The 24193-nt window shown below is 56.8% G+C and carries 24 protein-coding genes and 1 other annotated feature; of the genes, 3 read left to right on the top strand and 21 right to left on the bottom strand.

Translation table 11 applies throughout. The annotated features are described in order from the left end of the window. Positions 1–39: 39 nt before the first annotated feature. The 3 genes from KQX66_RS29530 to KQX66_RS29520 form a co-directional block, all read right to left on the bottom strand. Entirely contained in the window at positions 40–552 is a 513-nt protein-coding gene (locus KQX66_RS29530) for a deoxycytidylate deaminase (protein ID WP_063184767.1), read from the bottom strand. A gap of 31 nt (positions 553–583) precedes the next feature. After that, complete coding sequence (locus KQX66_RS29525; protein ID WP_216796641.1) at positions 584–1876, bottom strand: homocysteine synthase; 1293 nt, start codon at positions 1874–1876, stop codon at positions 584–586. A 122-nt stretch (positions 1877–1998) separates the two neighbouring features. After that, entirely contained in the window at positions 1999–2586 is a 588-nt protein-coding gene (locus KQX66_RS29520) for a ComEA family DNA-binding protein (RefSeq protein ID WP_216796638.1), read from the bottom strand. Positions 2587–2694: 108 nt separating this feature from the next. On the opposite strand from KQX66_RS29520, the gene comER reads away from it, so the two are divergent. Then, a complete protein-coding gene (comER, locus tag KQX66_RS29515; RefSeq protein ID WP_216796636.1) occupies positions 2695–3519 on the top strand; it encodes a late competence protein ComER in 825 nt (274 codons plus the stop codon). A 96-nt stretch (positions 3520–3615) separates the two neighbouring features. Here comER and leuS read toward each other — a convergent pair whose 3' ends face one another. The 17 genes from leuS to KQX66_RS29430 all read right to left on the bottom strand — a co-directional run bounded on the left by leuS (position 3616) and on the right by KQX66_RS29430 (position 21150). Beyond that, positions 3616–6066 carry a leucine--tRNA ligase gene (gene leuS, locus KQX66_RS29510; protein WP_216796633.1) on the bottom strand — a complete coding sequence of 817 codons (2451 nt, stop codon included), beginning with the start codon at positions 6064–6066 and terminating at the stop codon, positions 3616–3618. A gap of 53 nt (positions 6067–6119) precedes the next feature. After that, positions 6120–6365 (bottom strand) — a binding site (T-box leader). 325 nt (positions 6366–6690) lie between these two features. Next, the gene (locus tag KQX66_RS29505; protein WP_216796631.1) at positions 6691–7494 is read right to left on the bottom strand and encodes a class I SAM-dependent DNA methyltransferase; all 804 of its coding nucleotides are present in this window, start codon (positions 7492–7494) and stop codon (positions 6691–6693) included. Between the two features lie 49 nt (positions 7495–7543). Further along, the gene (locus KQX66_RS29500) at positions 7544–8446 is read right to left on the bottom strand and encodes a CvfB family protein (protein ID WP_216796629.1); all 903 of its coding nucleotides are present in this window, start codon (positions 8444–8446) and stop codon (positions 7544–7546) included. After that, positions 8443–8790, bottom strand: a complete 348-nt coding sequence (rsfS, locus tag KQX66_RS29495; protein ID WP_054973706.1) for a ribosome silencing factor — start codon at positions 8788–8790, stop codon at positions 8443–8445. Before rsfS ends, KQX66_RS29500 begins: the two co-directional genes overlap by 4 nt. Before the next feature lie 22 nt (positions 8791–8812). Further along, positions 8813–9394 carry a bis(5'-nucleosyl)-tetraphosphatase (symmetrical) YqeK gene (gene yqeK, locus KQX66_RS29490; RefSeq protein WP_216796626.1) on the bottom strand — a complete coding sequence of 194 codons (582 nt, stop codon included), beginning with the start codon at positions 9392–9394 and terminating at the stop codon, positions 8813–8815. Continuing rightward, positions 9384–9971 carry a nicotinate-nucleotide adenylyltransferase gene (locus KQX66_RS29485; RefSeq protein WP_216796624.1) on the bottom strand — a complete coding sequence of 196 codons (588 nt, stop codon included), beginning with the start codon at positions 9969–9971 and terminating at the stop codon, positions 9384–9386. Before KQX66_RS29485 ends, yqeK begins: the two co-directional genes overlap by 11 nt. Positions 9972–10020: 49 nt before the next feature. Continuing rightward, complete coding sequence (gene yhbY, locus KQX66_RS29480) at positions 10021–10314, bottom strand: ribosome assembly RNA-binding protein YhbY (protein ID WP_216796622.1); 294 nt, start codon at positions 10312–10314, stop codon at positions 10021–10023. Positions 10315–10758: 444 nt separating this feature from the next. Continuing rightward, the gene (locus KQX66_RS29475) at positions 10759–11628 is read right to left on the bottom strand and encodes a shikimate dehydrogenase (protein WP_216796611.1); all 870 of its coding nucleotides are present in this window, start codon (positions 11626–11628) and stop codon (positions 10759–10761) included. Between the two features lie 25 nt (positions 11629–11653). Next, entirely contained in the window at positions 11654–12781 is a 1128-nt protein-coding gene (yqeH, locus tag KQX66_RS29470) for a ribosome biogenesis GTPase YqeH (protein WP_216796609.1), read from the bottom strand. A 7-nt stretch (positions 12782–12788) separates the two neighbouring features. Next, positions 12789–13283 (bottom strand): YqeG family HAD IIIA-type phosphatase, encoded by a 495-nt coding sequence (locus KQX66_RS29465; RefSeq protein WP_216796607.1) that lies wholly within the window; start codon positions 13281–13283, stop codon positions 12789–12791. Positions 13284–13413: 130 nt separating this feature from the next. Continuing rightward, positions 13414–15639: a transglutaminase TgpA family protein gene (locus KQX66_RS29460; RefSeq protein WP_216796605.1), complete on the bottom strand. Its 2226-nt coding sequence runs from the start codon at positions 15637–15639 to the stop codon at positions 13414–13416. Then, the gene (locus tag KQX66_RS29455) at positions 15636–16880 is read right to left on the bottom strand and encodes a DUF58 domain-containing protein (protein ID WP_216796603.1); all 1245 of its coding nucleotides are present in this window, start codon (positions 16878–16880) and stop codon (positions 15636–15638) included. The genes KQX66_RS29460 and KQX66_RS29455 overlap by 4 nt, the downstream gene beginning before the upstream one ends. 2 nt (positions 16881–16882) lie before the next feature. Next, positions 16883–17842: an AAA family ATPase gene (locus KQX66_RS29450; protein ID WP_216796601.1), complete on the bottom strand. Its 960-nt coding sequence runs from the start codon at positions 17840–17842 to the stop codon at positions 16883–16885. Between the two features lie 549 nt (positions 17843–18391). Beyond that, positions 18392–18757 (bottom strand): stage V sporulation protein AE, encoded by a 366-nt coding sequence (spoVAE, locus tag KQX66_RS29445; protein ID WP_216796739.1) that lies wholly within the window; start codon positions 18755–18757, stop codon positions 18392–18394. A gap of 12 nt (positions 18758–18769) precedes the next feature. After that, positions 18770–19783, bottom strand: coding sequence for a stage V sporulation protein AD (gene spoVAD / locus KQX66_RS29440; protein ID WP_216796599.1), 1014 nt, complete (start codon positions 19781–19783; stop codon positions 18770–18772). 1 nt (position 19784) lies between these two features. Continuing rightward, positions 19785–20264, bottom strand: a complete 480-nt coding sequence (gene spoVAC / locus KQX66_RS29435; RefSeq protein ID WP_216796592.1) for a stage V sporulation protein AC — start codon at positions 20262–20264, stop codon at positions 19785–19787. Between the two features lie 25 nt (positions 20265–20289). Then, complete coding sequence (locus tag KQX66_RS29430; protein ID WP_216796590.1) at positions 20290–21150, bottom strand: DUF421 domain-containing protein; 861 nt, start codon at positions 21148–21150, stop codon at positions 20290–20292. A 154-nt stretch (positions 21151–21304) separates the two neighbouring features. Between KQX66_RS29430 and KQX66_RS29425 the strand changes: the two genes are divergently transcribed. Beyond that, the gene (locus tag KQX66_RS29425) at positions 21305–21511 is read left to right on the top strand and encodes a DUF1657 domain-containing protein (protein WP_216796587.1); all 207 of its coding nucleotides are present in this window, start codon (positions 21305–21307) and stop codon (positions 21509–21511) included. A gap of 349 nt (positions 21512–21860) precedes the next feature. Beyond that, positions 21861–23123 carry a glucuronate isomerase gene (locus KQX66_RS29420; RefSeq protein ID WP_216796585.1) on the top strand — a complete coding sequence of 421 codons (1263 nt, stop codon included), beginning with the start codon at positions 21861–21863 and terminating at the stop codon, positions 23121–23123. 67 nt (positions 23124–23190) lie between these two features. Here KQX66_RS29420 and KQX66_RS29415 read toward each other — a convergent pair whose 3' ends face one another. Next, positions 23191–24054, bottom strand: a complete 864-nt coding sequence (locus tag KQX66_RS29415) for a CorA family divalent cation transporter (protein WP_216796583.1) — start codon at positions 24052–24054, stop codon at positions 23191–23193. Positions 24055–24193: the final 139 nt, after the last annotated feature.

Below are 24193 nucleotides of genomic sequence, written 5' to 3'. Positions count from 1 at the left end.
CGCCCAAAAGAGGTTCTTCCTCCTAAGCTTTGGATCGTTCTAATTTTTCACTTCGCTGACCGTTCCGGCCGGAGGCTCGTAGTTTTCAAGCTGCCGGAACGTCATTCCGCGCTGCTCCATCAGCGCTCGCACCTTGTCGTTGTCTTTCGGATACGACCGGTGGAACACGATTTCCGACACGCCGCTGTTCGCGAGCATATTCGCGCACGTCCAGCACGGCTGGTCGGTCACATAAACGACGGACCCTTCGCGGTCCTCGCGGTCCGTAAACAACAGCAGGTTTTGCTCCGCATGGATCGTCCGGATGCAGCGCTGCTTCTTGACCACCTGCTCCTTGCCGTCCGATGCGACCAATTCGTACTCTTCCACGAGCATGCAGCCCGCTTCCGAGCAATCCGGCACGCCCATCGGAGCACCGTTGTACGCCGTGCCAAGCAGCTTCTTCCCCTGCACCAGGACGGCTCCAACATGCCTTCGGCTGCATTGGGAGCGGGTGGAAGCCATATAGGCGATATCCATGAAATACGTATCCCAATCTTTACGTGCCATCATGCTGATTCAAGCTCCTTTGTTTTTTCCGGCTCTATTTCTGGCTTGCTTGGATCGCTTGATCCAAGTCGTAAATAATGTCGTCGATCGCTTCGGTCCCGATGGACAGGCGAATCATCCCCGGCGTTACGCCCGCCGCCGCCTGCTCCTGCTCGCTAAGCTGCTGATGCGTGGTGCTGGCCGGATGGATGATGAGCGACTTGGAATCGCCGACGTTCGCCAAATGGGAGAACAGCTTTACCGCATTGATCACTTTGCGCCCTGCTTCCACACCGCCTTTGATGCCGAACGTCATGATCGCGCCCTGGCCTTTAGGCAAATACTTTTTCGCCAGCTCGTGTGACGAATGGCTCGGAAGACCGGCGTAGCTCACCCAATCCACGGCCTCGTGCTTCTCCAGGAATTCGGCAACCTTCTGCGCATTGAAGCTGTGGCGCTCCATGCGAAGATGAAGCGTTTCGAGCCCTTGCAGCAGGAGGAACGCGTTGAACGGCGAGATCGAAGCGCCCATGTCGCGCAGAAGCTGCACGCGCGCCTTGATAATGTAAGCGATCGGCCCGACGGCATCGGTATAGACGACTCCGTGGTAGCTCGGGTCCGGATCGGTCAGACCGGCAAATTTGCCGCTGGCTTTCCAGTCGAAACGGCCGCCGTCGACGATAATGCCCCCGATCGAGGTGCCATGTCCGCCGATAAATTTGGTCGCCGAATGGACGACAATGTCCGCTCCGTGTTCGATCGGACGGCAAAGATACGGGCTCGGGAACGTATTGTCGATAATCAACGGAATGCTGTTCTCATGCGCAATAGCCGCTACGGCAGCAATGTCGAGCACGTCGCCCTTAGGATTGCCGATCGCCTCCGCAAACACGGCTTTCGTCTTCGGCGTAATGGCTTTCCGGAAATTTTCCGGATCGCTCGCATCGACGAAATGCACTTTAATGCCGAGTTTCGCCAGTGTATTTGCAAACAGATTGTAAGTACCGCCGTACAAGGTGGACGATGAGACGATCTCGTCGCCCGCTCCGGCAATATTAAGGATCGAGTATGTGATGGCCGCTTGGCCGGATGCCGTCGCCAGAGCCGCAGCTCCGCCTTCGAGCGCAGCAACGCGTTTTTCGAACACGTCAGTCGTCGGATTCATAATGCGCGTGTAGATGTTGCCGAACTCTTTGAGAGCAAATAAATCGGCGGCGTGATCCGTATCACGAAATCCATAGGACGTCGTCTGGTACAAAGGAACTGCTCGGGACATCGTCGTTGGGTCAATCTCCTGTCCTGCGTGAACGGCCAACGTTTCCAAAGAAAGCTTGCGCTCTTCTGACATACTGCATCCTCCTTATAATCAACAGAAATGATGGATAATCGTACCTATTTTCGCACATTCCGCAGCAAAACGAAAGCTTTCTCCGCAAAACATTCCAGACATAATTGCACGGCCTGGCCGATTCATGGCTCCAAAGTGACGAGAGGCTTTATTTTTTTCAGCATTTTTTCGCCGATTCCCTTCACTTCCAGTAACTGGTCCACGGATTTGAACGAACCGCCCAGCTTCGTGCGAAGCTCGACGATCGCTTCCGCCCGGCTAGCCCCGATTCCCGGGAGCTCGTCGAGCTGTTTGGCGGTAGCCGTGTTCAAATTGATTTTGCCCGAAGCGCTCTCCGCCGGCTTCCCGGCAGCAGTCTTCCCCGGATCGGAAGCCGCCCCGGCGGCGGAAGGTTCTTCCGGCGGACTGCCCGCCGCGATAGGCTTGGGCGCTGACTCTGCGGAAGCCTTTTCCGCGACCGGGTTCCCTTTCGGCTCCGCCGCAGGGTTCTTGTCACCCTTCCCTGCCTTCTGCTCGCCCGGAAGCCCATTCGCCTGTCTTGCTTCGTTCTGCTCCTGAAGCAATTTTCTCATTTCTTCGTCCGCCGCCTTAAAGCCCGCCGGTATCCCCTCAGAGGTCCAAGGGCGCCATAGCAGCAGTACAATGACAACTCCGGCGACGAGCACCAGGCTGGCAAGACGAACCAAAGCTTTTTCCGAAAAATGGGGCATTGCTCCACCTCGTTTCGTATCGAATCTTGATCGAAAAATCGAATGCATGGTTTTACGATCTGTCTCATATACATGAAAAAGGCTGCAATCCAATCAGGGGGGATGGTCATGCAAATCGGATTTATCGGAACAGGCAGCATGGGCAGTATTCTCATCGAAGCGTTCATTCAATCCGGCGCAGTCAGCCCGGAGCATCTTGTTGTGACCAATCGCACCGCCCGCAAAGCGGAACAGTTAGCGGAAAGCTACCCGGGCCTGCAAACAGCCCGTTCTAATAAGGAAGCTGCATCAGGGGCCCAGCTTCTTTTTCTGTGCGTCAAGCCTATGGAATTCAAAGCGGTCATCGATGATATCCGGGATGTTGTCGCTCCCGAAACGGTCGTCGTCTCCATTACAAGCCCGGTACAGATTCGTCATTTGGAAACACTGCTTCCCTGCAAAATTGCCAAGGTCATTCCAAGCATCACCAACTATGTGCTCAGCGGCGCGACGCTGTGCATTTACGGTGACCGAATGACCGACGAGGATCAATCGCGGCTGGAGCTGCTGCTCTCCCACATTAGTGCCCCCATCCGAATCCGCGAGGAGCATACGCGCGTCTCTTCGGACATTACAAGCTGCGGCCCGGCGTTTCTGGCCTTTTTCGTGCAAAAATTCGTCGAGGCCGCCGTTGCCGCCACCGGCATCTCCGAGACGGAAGCTACGCAGCTTGCAGCCGAGATGACGCTCGGCACCGGCAGGCTGCTGACCACCGGAGGCTTCACGCCCGCCTCCCTGCAGCAGCGGGTGTCCGTTCCCGGCGGCATTACCGCGGAAGGTCTCCGCATAATGCAAAAAGAGTTGCACGGGGTCTTTGACGACCTGATCCGCACAACTCACGCTAAATACGATGAAGATGTGGAAAAGGTGAAAGCCCGTTTCTTCGGCCCGTAGGCCGAGCAGAACGCGATGCTTTCACGTCCTTTTCCGATATGAACCGCCGTGCTCCGATTCCGGAGTGCGTTTTTTTTATTTTCCCGACGCTGCTTCTTACCCTACGACGATATTGACAAGCTTGCCTTTGACGGCAATCACCTTGCGGACGGTTTTACCCGCCATCGCTTCCTTGACTTTGGCCAAGCCAAGCGCCAGCTCCTGCATTGTCGCTTCGTCGGCATCCGCCGCGATCGTGGCGCGGTCGGCGATTTTGCCGTTCACTTGGATGACGATTTCCACTTCGTTGTCGACCGTCCACGCTTCGTCGTATACAGGCCATGCCTCGTAAGCAACGGTACCGGAATGACCGAGCTTCTCCCACAGCTCTTCCGCCAAGTGCGGCGCGATCGGAGACAGCATTTGCACGAAGTTTTCCATCGCCGCTTTCGGCAGACGGTCCGTCTTATACGCTTCGTTGACGAAGATCATCAGTTGGCTGATTGCCGTATTGAAGCGCAGCGCATCGTAGTCTTCGGTGACTTTCTTAATCGTGCGGTGCCAGGTCCGTTTGAACGCTTCGCTGCCCGCATCGCCGTCTTCCGTAATTTTCGCGCTCAGCCCGCCGTCTTCACCGACGAACAAGCGCCATACGCGGCTCAGGAAGCGGAATGTGCCCTCTACGCCGTTCGTATTCCAAGGCTTGGTCGCTTCCAGCGGCCCCATGAACATCTCGTACATGCGCAGCGTATCCGCGCCGTATTCGCCGACGATTTCGTCCGGGTTGATGACGTTGCCGCGCGATTTGCTCATTTTCTCCATGTTCTCGCCGAGAATCATGCCTTGGTTGACCAGCTTGTAGAAAGGTTCCTTCGTTTCTACGACGCCGAGATCGTACAATACTTTGTGCCAGAAACGGGCATACAGCAAGTGAAGCACGGCATGCTCCGCGCCTCCGATGTACAGGTCGACCGGCAGCCATTTGCGCTGCAGCTCCTTGGAGCAGATCTCGTCCTTGTTCTTCGGGTCGATAAAGCGCAGGTAGTACCAGCAGCTTCCCGCCCATTGCGGCATCGTGTTCGTCTCGCGGCGCGCTTTGAGGCCGGTCTCCGGATCTACCGTGTTCACCCAATCCGTCACATTGGCCAGCGGCGATTCGCCCGTGCCGGAAGGCTTGATTTCGTCCACTTCCGGCAGCAGCAGCGGCAGCTGATCTTCCGGTACGGTTTTCATCGTGCCGTCCTCCAGATGAAGGATCGGAATCGGCTCGCCCCAGTACCGTTGACGGCTGAACAGCCAGTCGCGGAGACGATAGGTGACTTTGCCTTGGCCTGTGCCATTGGCTTCGAGGTGCTCGATCATCCGCGCGATGGCCTGCTCGTTATTCAAGCCGTTCAGGAAATCGGAATTGACGTGCGGGCCGTCGCCGGCGTACGCTTCCTTGTTTACTTCGCCGCCCTGTACCACTTCCACAATCGGAAGGTCGAATTGCTTCGCGAATTCCCAGTCGCGCGGGTCGTGACCCGGCACCGCCATGATCGCGCCGGTTCCGTATCCGGCCAGCACATAGTCGGCGATCCAGATCGGTACCTTGCTGCCATTGACCGGATTGACCGCATACGCGCCGGTAAAGACGCCCGTTTTTTCCTTCGCAAGATCGGTGCGCTCCAAGTCGCTTTTACGGGCCGCGCGTTCCTGATAGTCTTTCACCGCTTGGGCTTGCTCCGGCGTCGTAATGCGGGCTACAAGCTCATGCTCAGGCGCTAATACGCAATAGGTGGCCCCAAACAGCGTATCCGGACGGGTCGTGAATACCTTCAGGCTATCGTTTCCGTGTCCGTCGATAGCAAAAGTTACTTCGGCGCCCGTAGACTTGCCGATCCAGTTGCGCTGCATATCCTTGATGCTTTCGGACCAATCAAGCTCCTCAAGATCCTCCAGCAGGCGCTCCGCATACTCGGTGATTTTGAGCACCCATTGGCGCATCGGCTTGCGGATGACCGGATGGCCGCCGCGCTCGCTCAAGCCGTCGATGACTTCTTCGTTGGCCAGCACCGTTCCGAGCGCCGGGCACCAGTTGACCGGCACTTCGTCCACATAGGCGAGACCTTTTTTATACAGCTGAACGAAAATCCATTGCGTCCATTTATAATATTCGGGATCGGTCGTGCTGAATTCGCGGTCCCAATCGTAAGAGAAGCCTAGCGACTTGATCTGTCTGCGGAAATTATCGATATTGCGGAACGTGATGTCCCGCGGATGCTGCCCCGTATCGAGCGCATGCTGCTCCGCCGGCAAGCCGAAGGCGTCCCATCCCATCGGATGCAGCACGTTATAGCCGCGCAGCCGTTTATAGCGGGATACGATGTCCGTCGCCGTATAGCCTTCCGGATGCCCGACGTGAAGCCCCGCGCCTGAAGGATACGGAAACATGTCGAGCGCATAAAACTTCGGCTTGCTCTCGTCGTCCAGCACCTTGAACGTTTTATTTTTTTCCCAATATTGCTGCCATTTCGGTTCAATCGCCAAGGGGTTGTACCCTTGCTGTTCTCTAGCTTCCTGTGCCATATTGTGTAGACCTCCTTCGATTCAAACAAAAAAGCCCTCATCGCTAGCGCAACGCTAGGGACGAGAGGCTTATTTCCCGTGGTACCACCCTAGTTGACTCAGGCATGCTTTGCCCGGGTCCACTCTCCCCTTAACGCGGGGGACGTTTGCGGCTGTGACCGGCGAAGCTTGCGCTCGGTTGCGGTCTTTTGGCCTAACGGCTCGAAGATGAGTTCGCTGCCTGCTTCTACCGGTTCCCACCCGCCACCGGCTCTCTGAAAGAAAGCGCTGCAGTTACTAGTTCTTGTCACGGCCTTTTACATATATGCTCCAATTAGGTTTCATTATATGAAAAACGATTCCTTCATGTCAAGCCGGGCCCCCGATTTTCCCGAAGCTGCGGGATAAATGCCGTCGGACCAATCGCAACGAGCCTGTCCCGGTTACATCCTCCACAACTTGGCCATACTTTGTAATAATTGTTTTCTATTCAAAGCTTACGGAGGATGAGCCGAATGAAAGGTTTCATCAACGGGGTCATGCTGTCGCTCCCGCTATGGGGGATGATCCTGTGCCTGCTGCAACTAATTATTCATTTAACGCGTTAACGAGATGCATCCCGCCCGTTTTCCCTTTACCTCAAGCTCAATCCCGCGGCTTTACCCCCACGAAAAACGCCCGCTGCGTATCGTCCTTCGGCGCTTCGAACGAAAAATCGGCATAGCAGGCCGTCTCGGAAAATCCGGCCGCCCGCAGCCGCTCCTGCACCCAATCGAGCGGATAGGCCCGCTGCACATGCAGCTCCTCGATCCGGTGATACCGCTCGGTAATGGCGTCGTCAGACCCTTCCGCCCATGTGTCCCCTTCCCGCACGAACAAGGTCAGCTCATGCTCGATTTCGCAGCGGCCCGGATCGAAATCGCAGGTCCAGATGTAAGCGACATCGTCGTCGTTCAGGAAAAACGGCTGCGATTCCGCATAGCTCTGAAGCTGGCTCTGCGTATGCATGTCGAACACGAACACGCCGCCTGGAGCAAGCCCGTCGTATACTTGCTTGAAGGTCCGCTCGATATCTTCTTCCTCCAGCAAATAGTTCAAGCAATCGCAAAACGAGACGACCGCGTCGACCGGGCGGCCAAGCTCCCATTCGCGCATGTCCTGCTGGAGCCACATCATGCTTCCGCCTGCAGGGAAAGGCTTGTGCCGCTGGGTGCTTTCCGCTTTTTGACTGGCCATGGAAAGCATGTCTTCCGACAGGTCGATGCCGACGACTTCATAGCCGAGCTGCGCCAGAGGGACCGCGATGCTTCCGGTGCCGCAGCCCAGATCGACCACGCTTCGGGGCGTTCCGAACTTATCCCAGCATTCCCGCGCAAAGCGGAGCCAATCGTCATACGGCATATCCTCCATCAGCCGGTCATACAGATAGGAAAATTGTTCGTAAGCCACAGCTTGCTCCTCCTTCAGCGGACAGACAAAGGCCGGCTCCGAACGGCCTTTATTCGGATGCCGGCTGCGATGCCGCTTCTTTTTTCAAATAGGTCCAGCTGCCTTCCTGATAAACCAGGCCTTCCTTCATCAGCTTGCCGATCGCGCGCTTAAAGGCGGACTTGCTCATGCCAAACCGCTGGCTGATCAAATCGGCCGGGGTTTCGTCCGAATACGGCATCGCCTGATTCGGGCGCTCTTTCAGGAAGGCCAGCAGCTTCTCCGAATCGGTGTCGCGTCCGACTTCCTTACGCTCGCGCATCGAGCAGTTGACGTTGCCGTCCTCGCGCACAAACGTGACGCGCACTTTCACCTGTTCGCCGAGGCGCAATAGCCGGGTTCTCTCGGACGCATGTATGAAGCCGATGACACCGAAGCCGACCACGCCGCCGTCGCAGACGACGAACGAGCCCATTTGCAGCGGCTTGTAGACGCGGGCGTCGACCCAGGTGTTGCGCCAAGTTACCGGAGCGTCGAAGCACAGCCGCTTGAGCCGGTCTTCTCCGGCAACTTTGGCGACAAGCCGTCCTTGCCGGTCGTGAGCGAGGACGACGAACACGCGGTCTCCGACTTCGGGACGCAGCTCCTTAAGCTCGGGGAGCTCTTTAAAAGGAAGCAGCAGATGACGCCCGAGCCCCATTTCGAGAAAGCAGCCGAAGCGCGGATGGATGTCGACCACTTCGAGAAGCGCGACTTCTCCAAGCGTCACGAGCGGCTTGCGCATCGTCGCCGCCAGCCTGTCCTCGGTGTCATGGAACAGGAATACCTCAACCTGCTCCCCCGGCTTCACTTCCCCGGCGGCTTCGCTGTAATGGAGCAGCACGTCCTGATTGCCGTCCGTCAAAAAATAGCCGTGCGGCGATACTTCCCTCGCCACGTCCAAACGTCGGATCGTTCCGGCTTCCAGCCTCATACCCGTTCGACCACTTTCGCGTCGGACCACAGCCGCTCGATGTTGTAATATTCGCGGTCGTCGCGGTGAAACACGTGAACGACGACGTCGCCCAAGTCGACAAGCACCCAACGGGCCGTGTCCATCCCTTCGAGGCCGCGGATTCGTGCGCCGCGCTCTTCCGAACGTTTTTTAATCTCGGTCGCGATCGCTTGCACCTGCGTTTCGGAATTGCCGTGGCAAATCACAAAATAATCCGCGATCAAAGAAATCCCGCGCAGATTCAATGCCGTTACGTCCATCGCTTTCTTGTCTTCGGCCGCATCGACCACGAGCTGCATAAGCTCATCCGGTTGAATGGTCATATCGTTTCCTCCTGTAAGTGAATCATACCGTTTCTCCCCGCTCCTCCAGCTCCCGGATCAGTCCGTTGCGAGCTTCGAAGGTCAGCGGGTAAATCCGCTTGCCTTTATCCAATAAAAAACGGATCGTTCCGTCAAATCCGGTTATAAGTGCCTTCTCTAAACTATGTTCGGCGTTTTGGCGAATATTATGCACGCCCGGAAAATCCCGGCCCGGCTCCATGTAATCCGCCAGACAAACGACCTTGTCCAACAGCGTCATTCGCGCCCGCCCCGAGGTGTGATAACGGATCGCATCCAGCACTTCCTCGTCGATTACGCCGTACTGCTCCCGGGCGATCCAAGCGCCCGCATGGGCATGCCACAGCTCTTTGTCGTAATCGAGCAAATCCTGAGGCAGTCCGTTCTCGCGGATGATGCGCGCTTGCTCGTCCACGCGCCAATATTTGCAGACATCGTGGAGGATGGACGCCAGCTCGGCTTTGGCCGGGTCCGCCCCATATTGCTCCGCCAGCCGCACCGCCGTTTCCATGACGCCAAGCGTATGGTTCCAGCGCTTCTCCGGCATCTGGGAACGCACCGATTCGATCATTTCCTCACGCTTCATACAGACGGTTCACCTCGATATAATGATTTACCCGGTCCGGGACCATGTAACGCACCGACTGCCCCGAAGCCCGCCGCTGCCGGATCAACGTGGACGACAGCTCGATTTGCGGCATCGGCACAAGCTTTACCGCCTGCCGAATGGCATCGGGAAGCCCCTCATACCCCGTATCATAGCCCGGCCGCTGCAATCCGGCGAAAGTAACCAAGCGGACCAGTTCGTCGATCTTGTACCACTTCGGCAAATATCGAACCATATCGGCCCCGATAATATAAGTAAACCGATCACCGGGATGCTGTGCCCGAAGCATCGTTACCGTCTCGATGCTGTACGACACGCCGCCTTTGCGCAGCTCCATATCCGAAGCCCGGAAGTGCGGGTGCCCTTCGACGGCAAGCTCGACCATCTCCAGCCGCTGCCGCGGGGAAGCCCCCGGCGCCTGTTCTTTATGCGGAGGCACGTTCGTCGGCATAAACCATACCTCGTCGAGTTCCAGCCTCTCGCAAACGTTTTGGGCGGCAATCAAATGCCCGATATGAACGGGATCGAAGGTGCCGCCCATCAAACCGACCTTCATCCGGCATCCCCCTCTTTTTAGCTGAAATGCCACTTCTACCGCCGGAAGCTTAAACCGGAAGCTCGATCGTCTTATGCTCGCGGGATTCCTTGTAGAGCACGATGATTTTGCCGATCACTTGAACCAGCTCCGCGCCAGCGCCTTGCGCCAACTGCTCGGCCACTTCGCTCCGGTCCTCCATACAGTTGTTGAGCACCGTGACTTTGATCAGCTCGCGGACTTCCAGCGCTTCGCTGATGTGCCGGATCAGATGATCGTTGACGCCTCCTTTGCCGACCTGAAAAATCGGGTTCAGATGATGCGCCATCGAGCGCAAATACCGTTTTTGTTTGCCTGTTAACATGGTTGTGTGTTCCTCCTTAAGTAGCACCCTCCTAAATCCTCCCTGGTAGGGAGGACCCCAAAGGGCTGCGCCCTCTGGACACCCGAAAGGGGCGTGCCTGCTGCGGGGCCGGCGTTGAAGGGACGTTGGCGTAGGAACGCTTTCGTCCCTTCGGGACATGCTCACATGGCGGCGTTCTCTCCCTACGTTATGCCCAGGGTGCGCTGTGTTGCGTCGTGCGTTTTTTCATTTATTGCGGGGAGGAGCCGCCTCATGACGCTATCATGAAGCTCTTGTTCGGCGCAAGGCGCAAACCGGGGCGTCAGGGGCTCATGACCTTGTCGTGAAGCACCCTGGACTGCAGCATTTCCAAAAACCCCAACAAACCCAAAACCCCACAAAATAAACTTTTGCCAAATCCGTGCCTAACCCCTACTAAAGTGCTCTTCTAAGTGCTATAAAATTCTAATGCTCCGACTCCGAAAAAGATTGTTCCACCACTTCGCGCATGGCGGTGATCGGAGCGGGCTGGCCGGTCCAATATTCGAAGGCGTACGCGCCTTGGTATATGAACATGCCGAGGCCACTGTGGATGACGGCGCCGCGCTGGTCGCGGGCTTCGCGCAGGAAACGGGTGATCAGCGGGTTATACACCAGATCGCTGACGACCGTCTCGGGGCGAATCAGCGAAATGTCCATCGGCACCTCGTCTACGTTCGGATGCATGCCGAGCAGCGTGTTGTTGACGATCAGCGCGGCCTCTCCGGCCAGCTTCGGAATCTCGTCCAGGCCGTGCCCGGATACGCTGCCGAACTCGCTCATCGACGAAGCGAGGTCCAGCGCCTTCTCCTTCGTGCGGTTCGCGATGTAGATATGCTCCGCGCCTTCGCGGGCCAGCGCGTAGCCGACGCCGCGCGCCGCTCCCCCTGCGCCGATCATCAGCACCTTTCGCCCCTTCAGCGAAATGCCCGTCTCTTCGCGGAGCGAACGCATATAGCCGATGCCGTCGGTATTGTAGCCGATCAGCCGGCCGCCTTCATTGACGATGGTGTTCACCGCTCCGATGGCGCGAGCCCCTTCGTCGATCTCGTCCAAGTAGGACATGACCTCGACCTTGTGCGGAATCGTCACGTTGACTCCGCGGAATTGCAGCGCCCGGATGCCGGCCACCGCGTCCTTCAGCGTGCCGGGCAGGATGTGAAACGCTCCGTACGCCGCATTGATCCCCGCCGCTTCGAATGCCCGGTTCAGCATGATCGGCGATTTGGAATGCCGGATCGGATCGCCGAACACCCCGTACAAAATCGTGTGGCTGTCCAGTTTATGCTTGCTCATTGAATCCCGTTCCTCCCGCTCCCTGCTAAATGACCGATTCGCGAACCGCGACTTTCACGCCTTTCGGCACATGGATGGCCAGATCAGCCCCGGCGGTGCCGTTTACTTTGATCCAGCCGAGGCCCGAGACCGAAACGTCCAGATTCGCGTTCTTCGGAATGCGGATCGGATGCTTGGTCAGCTTGGGCAGCTCCTCCAGCTCTTCCCGGTTTGGCGGCGACAAAAGCACGCCACGGTGCTCCTCGTACAGCTCGTCCGCCCGCTCCAGCTTCGTCCGGTGGGCCTGGAGCGCGTTGGAGACGTAGAACGTGAACGACTGCCGTTCGCCCTGCACGAAATCGAAACGCGCCAGGCTGCCGAAAAAGATCGTCTGTTGGTCGTTCAACTGGAACACCAGCGGCTTGATCGGCCTGTCCGGCATCACCTTCATCAAATCCTTCTTGCTGACGAGCTCCGTCAGACGATGCTTGTACACGATGCCCGGCGTATCGATGATCGAGGCGCCGTCGTCCAGCGGAATGCGCACGAGGTCAAGCGTCGTGCCCGGATATTGCGAAACCGTCAGCTCGGCGTCCAAATCGCTGTAATCGCGAATAAGCCGGTTGATGAGCGTCGATTTGCCGACGTTCGTCGCCCCGACGACATAGATGTCGCGCCCTTTGCGGTGCAGCTCCAACGCTTCGATGACCCGCTCGAAGCCCATATTTTTTTTCGCCGAGCACAGAACGACTTCCACGACCCGAAGTCCCGCTTCCTTCGCCTGTCTCTGCACCCAGTTCACGATCCGGTTGTAGTTCGTCACTTTGGGGAGCAGATCGATTTTGTTCACTACCAGAATGACCGGGTTGGTGCCAACAAACCGCGCCAGACCGGAAATCATACTGCCCTCGAAATCGAAAATATCCACAATGTTGACGACCAGCGAGTCCGTCCCCCCTACATGGGTGAGCAGCCGCAAAAAATCGTCCTGATTGAGCGTGATGCCTGAAGCTTCATTGTAATTCTTAATGCGGAAACACCGCTGGCAAATGATCGGCGTGCGCGCAAGCGCTTGAGCCGGGACATAGCCGAGCTGGTCCGGCTGCTCCGTTTGGAGCGCTACGCCGCAGCCCGCACAGTGGTTGGTTTCGGAGTGTTGATTGTGGGCCGTCATACGTTCCCTACCTTTTCATTATAGTCAATGCGGCCTTTTCGATCCTTCGGTTTACCTTCGTAAAAAAGCCCTCGTCCGCAAGAGAAATCGGCTTGACGAGGATGGTATAAAGCCCCATCCGGTTGCCTCCCAGCACGTCGGTCAGCATCTGATCCCCGATGACGACCGTCTGCTGCGCCCGCAGATTCATGATGTTCATGGCTCGCCGGAACGCTGCGCTTGTCGGCTTGCGGGCGCGATAAATGAAAGGCAGGGACAGCGGCTCGGCGAACTTGGTAACCCGGTTGCGCTGGTTGTTCGATACAATGACGACCTGAAAGCCGATTTGCCCTACGACTTTCAGCCAATCCAGCAGCTCCGGCGTGGCAAGAGGCGCTTTGGCTCCTACCAGCGTATTGTCCAAGTCCGTTATGATGCCGCGGTATCCCTGCTCCCATAACGCTTGAAGATCTATGTCAAATATCGTGTTGACTTGTTGACGCGGAATTAGCTTTTTCAGCAAAGAATTCACCTCGAAAGACATTAGGCTGTATACGTCAAACTATACCATAACTGTCCATTTTGTTGCAAAATAGCGAACAAAAAAAGCAAACCGCCCTCCGCAAAGGCGCGGTCTGCCGATCGTTTACCATTTACATCTGCGAACGCAGCCGTTCGACGATTTGGTTCGTTTTCTTCCAGTCTTCCTCGGTGATCTCCGCTTTTCCGTACTTCGCCTTCTCGAATACGTGAAGCACAGCCTCCAGCTCTTCGCTCATCCACCGGCTCTGGCGGGACCAGCGGCGCACCGCTTCGCGCAGCGTCTCGTGCTCCTCGCGTACATACCCGTTGCGCCGGAAAATGCGCAGCAGGCGTTCGCATTCCACGATAACCTTCTGCTTCAGCAGCGAAGCCCGGCGGCGGCGCGCGCGTTCCTTCAGCAGATCGATCACCTGCAGCTTCCAGGCGAGGAATGCGGCAACGGCGATCACGGCGGCGGCAATGCTCCAAGCTGCCATATGATGCGTTTCAACGGCAGGCTCTGCCGGCTTCGTCTCCGGCTTCGGAGCAGGTTGCAGCTCCACTGGCGAGGCAGACGTTTCTTCCAGCAGCACGGCCCGCGGCATGGCGAAGCCGGCCGTCGGCTCGAACGGAATCCATCCGTACCCGTCGAAATAAACCTCGACCCAGGAGTGGGCGTCGGAGTTGCGTACCGTGTACACCCCGCCGCCATCCGGGTCCATCAGCAGTTCATTGGGGGCGAAGCCTTGCAGCTCCGAAGGCTGAAAATCCGGCGTCCCCGACGCATAGCCTTTGACCCAGCGCGCCGGCAGCCCGATTGAGCGGGACAGAACCACCATCGCGGTAGAGTAGTAATCGCAGTAGCCTTCCTTAATCTCAAACAGGAACCGGTCGACAAAATCACGGCTTTGCCCCTTGCTGAGTTCGGGTTTGTTTGTATACGGGAAGCTCGTTTGCAAGTATTGCTCAAGCTTCTTCGCTTTGTCGTACGGACTGGCCGCATCCTTCGTCAGCTCTGCGGCCAGCTTGCGGACCCGCTCCGGCACGCTGGCCGGCAGCTGGACGAATTCCGCCATATCCTGCCTCAGCGGAGCAAGTGGCAGCTTCCGCAGCGCTTCTTCGTTTACAACCGGCATTTGCGACACGATCGTATACGTTTGCGGGTACGGCTGGCGCTCGCTGTAGCGGATTTCGGATTGCGGGGCCGACCATTGCAGCGGGTCGAAGCCGTTTTTGGCGCCGTTCAGCCCCATCACTTTCTGGATGGAGTAAGCTCCGAACAATACGGGATACTGCTGCTCCGACATCAGCGTGACGGTTTGCTTCACCTCCACCGTCTTCGCCTTGGAGCCGGTTAACCGGGCGTCCGCCGGAAGCGGAGCCTCGGACCTGACCGCGTTCCACGGACCGCGCCGCTCGCTGTCGCTTTCCTCCCAGCCTTTGCCGGTATAGTGCGAACGCGTCTCCCCCCGCCAATAAGCGCGATGATCCGTTTCTACCCTCATAACCGGCGTATAGTCGAACCGGAAGCCCCCTCCCAGATTCGCATCGCTCCGGCTGTAGCCCGACGAGGTATCCATTGCCTCGCTGGGGGGCACGGTGACGCCTTTGCCCGTGGTGAAGGCCATCGGCTCTCCCCGGGACGCGCGCCAAGCGGTATACGGGTCGGTCAGCATCGGTCCGACCTCGGGCATGAGCGAGCCCGCAAGCACCGTCACCCCGATTAACGAGGCGACCGTCATGGCGATGGAAGCCGGATATTCCGCCAAATGCCGCCAGGCGGCCGGATCTTTGCGCCGCAGCTGCGCGAAATGATTGAGAATGAGAAGCAGCAGCCCGCAGCCGACGATCGCGGCCACTTGCGGCCACAGATAGATGGACGAGAACGAGTCGCGGATGCAAAGCGCAAGCACGCTGACCACCAGCAAAATATAGACCCGCCACTTGACTTCCACCCACCAAATGACCGTTACGTAAACGACCCAGGCGCCCATGCCGAACCACAAATACGGCGTAAGCTCGTACAGGTTCAAGAACAGCTTCGAGCTCACAAAGCTGGACGCCTTCATCGGCGCAATCACTTCAAATTGCTCCAACACGAGTACGTTGATGACCACAACGGAGACAAGCTGCAAAATGCCGCGAACGATCCAATGCAGCTGCGTCAAATGCTCGAACGCAAAGACCGCCAGAAGCGTCAGCTTCACGATGACGACCGTCTCCGGAAGCCAGAAGCCGTCTTCTTTGGCGAACCAGTACACGAACTGGAGCAAAATCAAACCGGACAACAGCACCGACAAGCGGTGCGGCCATTCGTCCCATAGCAGACGTTTAAGCCACATGAGCTGCTGCTTCATCCCTTCCGACCTCCCAACAGCCCGGGCAGCTCCGACAGCTGCCTTACCGCATAGCATGGCACGCCCCGCGCATGTAGGTCTTTGACCCAGACTTCTTGACCGCGGGTGCCTCCGATCCAGAGGTGGCAAGGATTCATCTGCTGCTGCTTCAGCCAGGCCAGCACCTGCAGCATCGGTTCGCCTGAGATCGGGCTGATCAGCGTAACGAAGCTGCCTGGGACCAGTTGATGCACTCTGGTTTTGAGCACATGGCGGATGTCATGGGCGCCGTCGGCCTCCACATCGATGAAATGCTGCTGCGCCGCCTGATACAGCGCTTGCCCGGTCTTGGGCTCGAAATAAACTTCGTCTGCGCCTATAGAGACAAGCCCGAGCGCAAGCCCCCGTTCCGCGCCGTAATGAAACAAGGACGCGGCTACGGATACGGCCAATTCGAACTGATCGGGGTCCCCGTAGGCTTGCCTCGCCCGGTCGAGAATCAAGTACGACTTGGGCAGCGATTCACGCTCGAATTCCTTCGATTTCCAAGTGCCGGTCTTGGCGGTCGCATTCCAGTGAATGCGGGAGAGTCGGTCACCGTAAATATATTCCCGAACGCCGTTGATCTGCGTCGTCTCCTGGACGGCCCGGGTCGTGGACGAGTGATGACTCGTTCCTTTCATCATTTGGTTATACTGCTGCCATTCCCGGATCGGGACGGTCTGCGGCAGCACGGCAATGCTCTGAGGAAGCTCCAGACCGCCCTTGTGCTCGAACAAGCCGAAGACGTCTTCCGTCACGCATTCCGTCTGTCCGAACGTATAGCGCCCCCGGCGCATCGCAGGGGTCCGGTATTCCCATTCCGCGCGCCGCCGCCAGTCGGGAACGACCGTCGCTTCGAACGTCAATTCGCGCCCGCTTTTGTGGTACAAACGGTCCTTAATAAACAAATAGGGGATCGGCCATATTCCCGGAATTTGCAGTTGAATCGTTACCCCGAGCGAGCTGCCCGCCGGCAGCAGAGAGCCGTAATCGCCGCCGGACAGCGTGCGTACTCCTTGGGTCCGCTTAATGCCGCTCCACTGCCCCAGCAGCAAATAAACGCTCAAAATCGTCATCATCACGAACAGCATTAAAGCAAGTTTGCCGCCCTGAAACAGCAAGAAGCCGAGACTTCCCGCAAAAGCCGTCGCCACCGCCCAAAATTTGCGGCTGAACCGCAGCCGGGACGGAAGCCTGTGAGCGAAGATAGGTTTCATCATGCTCACTTCTCCCAACGTACCGGCACTTTCACCTGCTGTACGACCGATTGCAGGACGGATTGTACCGTAGCCCCCTCCATCCGGGCTTCGGCCGTCAGCAAAATGCGGTGGCCGAGCACGTACGGCACCAAAAATTTAATATCGTCCGGGATGACATAGTCCCGCTCCTGAATTAAAGCAAGCGCTTTGGAGGCCTGCACGAGCGCAAGCGTCGCCCGCGGGCTGGCGCCGAGATAGATCGAGCCATGCTCGCGCGTCAGACGGGTGACGCCGACCAGATAAGCGGCAACCGCTTCGTCGAGATGCACCTGCTTGACCTGCTTCTGGATCGCCAAAATTTGCTCGCTGTCCGCGACCGGCTCCAGCTCTTCGAGCGGATGGACGACGCTTTGCGCCAAAATCATCTTCGTTTCCGTATCCGCATCCGGGTAGCCGAGGCTGAATTTCATCATAAACCGGTCCAACTGGGCTTCCGGCAAAATGTACGTGCCCTCGAAGTCGATCGGATTTTGCGTTGCCAGGAGCAGAAAAGGCTTCGGCAGCTCATACGTTTCCCCGTCGACCGTCACATGGCGCTCCTCCATCGCTTCGAGCAGCGCCGATTGCGTCTTGGTCGTCGCCCGGTTAATTTCGTCCGCCAGCAAAATATGCGTCATAATCGGTCCGGGACGGAAAATAAATACCTCGTCCTTCGGATGATAGATCGAAACTCCCGTAATATCGGTGGGTAGAAGGTCGGGATTGCACTGAATACGGCGAAACTGGCCGCGGATCGATTTGGCAAGCGCTTTGATCAGCACCGTCTTGCCGGTGCCGGGCACATCCTCAAGCAGCACATGGCCTCCTGCCAGCATGGCGGTCATCAGCAGCACAATCTCGTCCGTTTTGCCGAGGATGCAGGATGCCAAATTCGCTTGTATGCGCTTCAAGGCTTGAATATCTTCTCGTATCATCGTTTCCATCGTCCGGGCCTCCTCGAAAAGTTATCGTACAAAGTATATACGTATGAACGGGAAATAAAGTTGTCAAAAATGGTTCCATATGGGGAAAATAACGCCAAATTGCAACAAAATGTAACAAAACCAAAACGTGTTGAGAAAGTGGTAAAACGGGATTATAGAGGTTACGAAAGGGTGGGGTATCCACTTCCGACCGCTGCTCCACCCCGCAAAGTGAAGTTAAATCAGGGGAGCTTAGTCCGAGTACTTTGCGGGGACCCCGGATCCTCGGGAAATTTGATTAGAAGCCGCTTAGTAGCGGACATTTCCCGAAGACAAAGGCGGACGCTATCGCTTCTCCAGTGGATACCCCACCACCGTATGCTTCTCTTTTTGTAAAAGCTCACTTTCTCAACACTCTGAAAGAAAACGCTATTCCTTTATTGTACAGGATTCAAAAAACGGCGTATACGTGTAAAACCGATGAAATTGTTCGGCGAAATGCAAAAAACCCCGGAAAGTCGCCGGGGCACGCGCGGACGGATCGGTTTGGCGAGAATGTTGAAATCCCGCTCAGCCTTGCGGTCTGAACACGAGCGCCGCAAGAAACGAAAAAATGATGGCCGCCGAGATGCCCGCGCTTGTCACCTCGAAAATGCCGGTAATAATGCCAACGACGCCGTGCAGCTTAAGCTCGGCTAACGCGCCGTGGACGAGCGAATTGCCGAAGCTTGTGATCGGTACGGTCGCCCCCGCCCCGGCAAACTCGATAAACCGGTCGTACAGGCTCTTATTGCCGATCGGAATGCCGTCGACAATCGCTCCTGCGACGACCAGCGTACTCATCGTGTGCGCGGGTGACAGCCGCATGACGTCAATCAGCAGCTGCCCGATCACGCAGATAGCCCCGCCGACGAGAAACGCCCAAACAAACTGCATCCAATCCATAGTCTAACGCACCTCGCTTTCGATCGCTACCGCATGGGCGATGCAGGGAATGCTTTCTCCTTGCTGGAAGGAAAGCGGAGACAGCAGCGCTCCCGTCGCCACCACGAGCACCCGCTTCAGCTCCCCCTTTTTCACGCGCTTCAAAATATGGCCGTAGGTGACGACGGCGGAGCAGGCGCACCCGCTGCCGCCGGCCTGCACGCTCTGCTTCTCCCGGTCGAAAACCATCAGGCCGCAGTCTTTGTAGGACGTTTGATGTATCGGCACCTTGTGCTTCTCCAGCAGCTCGCACGCGATTTCGTAGCCCACTTTCGCCAAATCGCCGGTAACGATCAGATCGTAGTAGCCCGGCTCCCGCTGAAAATCGCGAAAATGCGCCTGCAGCGTATCGACCGCCGCCGGGGCCATCGCAGCCCCCATATTGAACGGGTCCTTGATGCCCATGTCGATGACGCGGCCGATCGTCGCCCCGGTCACGACCGGTCCCGGGCCGTGGTTCCCCACAACGGCGCACGCCGCGCCCGTTACCGTATACTGTGCGGTCGGCGGCTTCTGCGAGCCGTATTCCGTAGGATAGCGGAACTGCTTCTCCGCCGTGGAGTTGTGGCTGCAAGTGCCGGCCATCACATGATGGCCGAAGCCGGAATCCACGATCAGTGACGCGACGGCGAGCCCCTCCATCGAAGTCGAGCAAGCGCCGAAGATGCCGAGGTACGGGATTTGCATCGTCCGGACCGCAAAGCTGTTGCTGATAATCTGGTTCAGCAGGTCGCCCCCGACATAGAACTGGATGTGCTCTTTGGTCAAGCACGCATTTTCGATCGCCAGCTTCGCCGCTTCCTCCAGCATTTTTTTCTCGGCCTTCTCCCAGCTGTCCTGTCCGATCGTCGAATCCGCGTGCACGATATCGAATTCGTTGCCGAGCGGTCCGCTGCCCTCGTCCGGTCCGACGATCGTAGCCGTCCCCCGGATGACCGGCCGCTTCTTGAATTCCCAGCTTTGGGCTCCCTTCAGCATCTCATTTGCCCCCCAATCCGAACAGCCAGTGGATGAGGCCGATCACAAATGCGGATACCGTTCCGTAGACGATAACAGGACCTGCCAGCTTGAACATATTGCCTCCGACGCCCAGTACATAGCCTTCGCTTTTATGCTCCAGCGCCGCGGAGCACATCGAGTTGGCGAATCCGGTGACGGGGACCGCCGAGCCTGCCCCCGCCCATTGGGCGATTTTGTCGTATACGCCAAGGCAGGTCAGAACGACCGACAGGAAAATCATGACCGCCACCGTCGGATTCCCCGCTGTTTTTTCGGTAAACCCGAACCAGTAAATAAAAAATTGGGTCACGAATTGTCCGATCAGACAGATGAGCCCGCCCACAATAAATGCGCGAAAGCAATTTTGGAGCACCGGACGCGCCGGCTCTCGCTTTTTCGCAAATTCCTGATATTCCTGCTGGGTCCAGGTCAACTTTTTCATTTTGGACTTTGTGGTCATGCTCGCTGTTCCTCCCGCATGGTTTTTATCGCTTCAACAGAGGCTCGGCCTGCTCCAGGATACAGTTCATTTGCTCCGCGCAGCTCTCGTACACGCGCTTCGCGCCCTCGTTCTCAACCGCGAGAGCGTACATCGACAAATCCGCTTCGCATTTCTTGAGCGTTGCAAACAACAGCGGCTTTGACACATCGTCAGGCACCAGAAGCATGTCGTCGTACAAATCGACGTGCAGCCCCCCGTATGCGTCCACTTGCCCGATGAACACGTTCTCCAGGGTCACGCCGACTTTTTCCAGCTCCGTGAAGAGCCATTCCCGGCTTAGTCCTGCAGTGGCCAGCGGCTCGTCCATAATGTTGCCGTCGATAATGACCGCTTGCGACTCGCGTTCGGGCGCCGTTTTGATTCCGAGATGCTTCGCCGTGAGCGGTTGATTTTCTTTTTTCAGCAGCACGCTGATATCCCCGCTTGATTCCAGTATGGCAAATTCCACGTCGGCCACGTTAAACACGCTTTTGGTCCGCAACTGCTCGAGCAGCTCGTCAGCGGTATAGCGTTCTTTTTTCAAATTGTCCTCGAGAATTTTGCCTTCCTTGATGAACACCGTTCCTTTTCCCTCGAACCATTCCCGCAGCCGCTTGCTTTTCAGCGTCAGCATCTCCAGCAGCAGCGGAACCGCGAACCAGAGCAGCAAGGCGATAAAGCCGTGCATATAGTTCGCTTCGACGTCGGTGGACATAAAGCCCGCAACCTCGCCAAGGGTAATTCCCGTTATGTATTCGAAGAAGGTCAATTGAGATATTTGTTTTTTTCCCAAGATACGGGTCATCAAAAACAAAATCGCGATCGTCAAAAGCGCCCGAAAAAAAATGTGCATCCAATCCTGCAACGAATCCCTCTCCTTTTCCGTGCGAGCTTAGCTTTCTTGGTGCAACGAGATCAATTAAATTATTTGCCGAATCGGAAGAGTTATGGCAGGTAGTTATTGACATTCATTAGCCGCCTCTTAATCGCGCACATTATCGTTTGTGGAGGTGATAACGATGACCGTGGCAAGCCAAGTAAAAACGACGCTGGCTTCGCTGAAAAGCGCACAAGCCAGCTTGGAAACGTTCGCGCTGAGCACGCAAAATCAGGAAGCCAAGACGCTGTTCCAAAATTGCGCGCAGCAAACGCAGCAAATCGTTGACCAAGTCAACGCGCGCGTGCAGCAGCTTGAGAACGAGGAGCCCCAATATAAAGGTTTTTAAGGCATGACGAAAACAGCCCGGTCCGTTCCTCCCAAACGGCTCCCGGGCTGTTTTTACTGCGCTTTGTATTCCCGCGCCAGTGTTCGTGTGCAGCGGTTTGCATCAAGCCAACACCATCAAAACGATCAGCAGCAAAATAAATAAGATCAGAATGAGCAGCAGGGAAGTGAAAAATCCCATCGGCATACGCCCCTATCCGGATGGTTTGCAATCGTCCCTTCATGCTATGCCCGGTTAAAATAAATGGCACGGGCAAAAGCCCATCTCTATCCTAAAGTGAAAATAAGTGCTATAATATTAGCATTGTTCACGTGAACATTAATCGATTTTCGGGAGGACTACCGATATCATGACGATTGCAACCAAGGAGCAGTTGACCGCTTTTGTGACCGAAACGGTGCGCACCACCCCGGTCACCGATATTCATACCCATCTGTTTGCCGAATCGTTCGGAGACCTGCTGCTGTGGGGAGTAGACGAGCTGCTGACGTACCATTATCTGATCGCCGAAACGTTCCGTTTCCGCCCGGATTTGTCTTACGACGCTTTCTGGCAGCTATCCAAACAGGAGCAGGCCGACTTGATCTGGCAGACGCTGTTCATCGACCATTCGCCCTACAGCGAAGCGTGCCGAGGAGTCGTCACGGTATTGAACCGGCTCGGCTTCGATCTGTCGAAGCGCGAACTGGAGGAATACCGCGCGTATTTCCGCAGCGTCAGCGCCGGCGACTACATCGACCGCATTTTGAAGCTGGCGAACGTGAAGACGGTCGTGATGACCAACGATCCGTTCGATGCTTACGAGCGCGGGAAATGGGAGTCCGGCGCAAGTCAGGACCCCCGCTTCCTGGCCGCACTGCGGATCGATCCGCTGCTTAATCTGTGGGACAGCTCCTGGAGCAAGCTCAAGGAGCAGGGCTACGAAGTCAGCGCCGACTTGTCCGGCGGTACGCCCGCCGAAATCCGCCGCTTCCTGAAGGATTGGATTGCCCGGATGAACCCGCTGTATATGGCCGTTTCGCTGCCGAACGATTTTGCTTATCCGGAGGATTCCGCGCGCGTCCGCATCATCGACGAATGTATCGTACCGGTTGCACGGGAAGCCGGCATTCCGTTTGCGATGATGATCGGGGTAAAACGCAAGGTCAATCCGTCCCTGAAGGATGCGGGCGACAGCGTCGGCAAAAGCGACATCGGCGCGGTCGAGCGAATCGTCAGCAAGTATCAGGACGTGAAATTTCTGGTTACGATGCTGTCCCGGGAAAACCAGCACGAGCTCGCCGTCACCGCACGCAAAAACCGCAACCTGCTCGTATTCGGCTGCTGGTGGTTTCTGAACAACCCGAGTCTGATCGAGGAGATTACGCGGATGCGTCTTGAGCTGCTTGGCGGCAGCGTCATTCCGCAGCACTCGGATTGCCGTATTTTGGATCAGCTCTTGTACAAATGGGATCATTCGCGCGCAATTATCGGCAAAGTGCTCTGCGATAAATACGGCGACCTGTTCGACGCCGGCTGGCGGCTGGAGGAAGAGGAGATCCGCCGCGATATCGAGGATCTGCTCGGCGGCGTATTCTGGAAGTTTCTCGGCAAGCCGGACCCTGCGGCCTAATTTCTGTTCTTCGATCATTCTAAGAGACGGCCCTTCTGCGCAGCGCGGAGGCCGTCTTTTGCGTACGTCAGACAATGTTGGAATCTTTGTTTTTCCCTTTCAGCAGATCGCCGGTCCAGCCTTTCCAATGCATCCAAAAATAAACGGACAAGGTCAACAGAACAATGGCGGAGATGGCCAGCGCATAACCGAACCGCAGCTCAAGCTCGGGCATGTTCTTGAAGTTCATCCCCCAGATGGAGCCGAATACGGTAGCCGGGGTGCAGATGACGGAAAATACGGTGAGCGTCTTCATAATTTCGTTGCCCCGGTACGTCGCGATATTGTTGTCGATATTCAGCAGAATGTCCAGTTCGGTGCGATAGCGGTTCAGCCGGGAATGCAGCCTTTGGAGCAGCAGCTCGTTGTTGTCGTACTCGTGGCAGGGGCTGTCTTCCGCCCATCCTTTGGCAGCGGCGTGAAACTCTTCGAGCGGCTGAAGAATGCGGTGCCAGTCCAGCACTTCATACTGAAGATCCATAATCTCATCCAGCACCTTCGAATCGTTGCTGCGCTTCATCCGGCCCTCCAGCTCCTCCAGCTTCCATTCCAGCTCTTCCATCTGCGATAAAAACGTCAGCGCCACTTCTCCGATCAGCATGCAGAACCCTTGCAGCGCCGTGCCGCATCGGTCCATGCACGAAAGCATATGCTTCTCCTGTTCGTCATCAAACGGGTATAGCCCATCCTGCAAGGTCAGCAGTTCCGATTCATCGACCCGGTAAAACATTTTTTGCTGACCGTTCTCGGGATGCAGTGAATAAACGATAAAGCCCTGTAGCAGCCTCGCAGTCCCCCCGGAGCGAACCCGGGGCATCCCGGTGTCCTCGCGGGCCGTCATCAATGTCCACGACCATCTGGCGTTAGGAAACCGAACGGTACGCTGGTCCATAAAGCTTCCTCCATTCCGGCAAACGTTCTTGTTTCCTCCTTAACCTCTTCCCCTGCGGCCTGAAACCGGCGCTGATTCAGGCGGAAACGAGCCGGGTAAAGAAAGCGTGAAACGAGAAACGGACTTACGGTCCGCTGAA

The organism is Paenibacillus oleatilyticus (genome assembly GCF_018998565.1).
Classification (GTDB): domain Bacteria; phylum Bacillota; class Bacilli; order Paenibacillales; family NBRC-103111; genus Paenibacillus_G; species Paenibacillus_G oleatilyticus.
The sequence above is the reverse complement of the archived record's forward strand: the minus strand, read 5'-3'. Positions and strand labels throughout refer to the sequence as shown.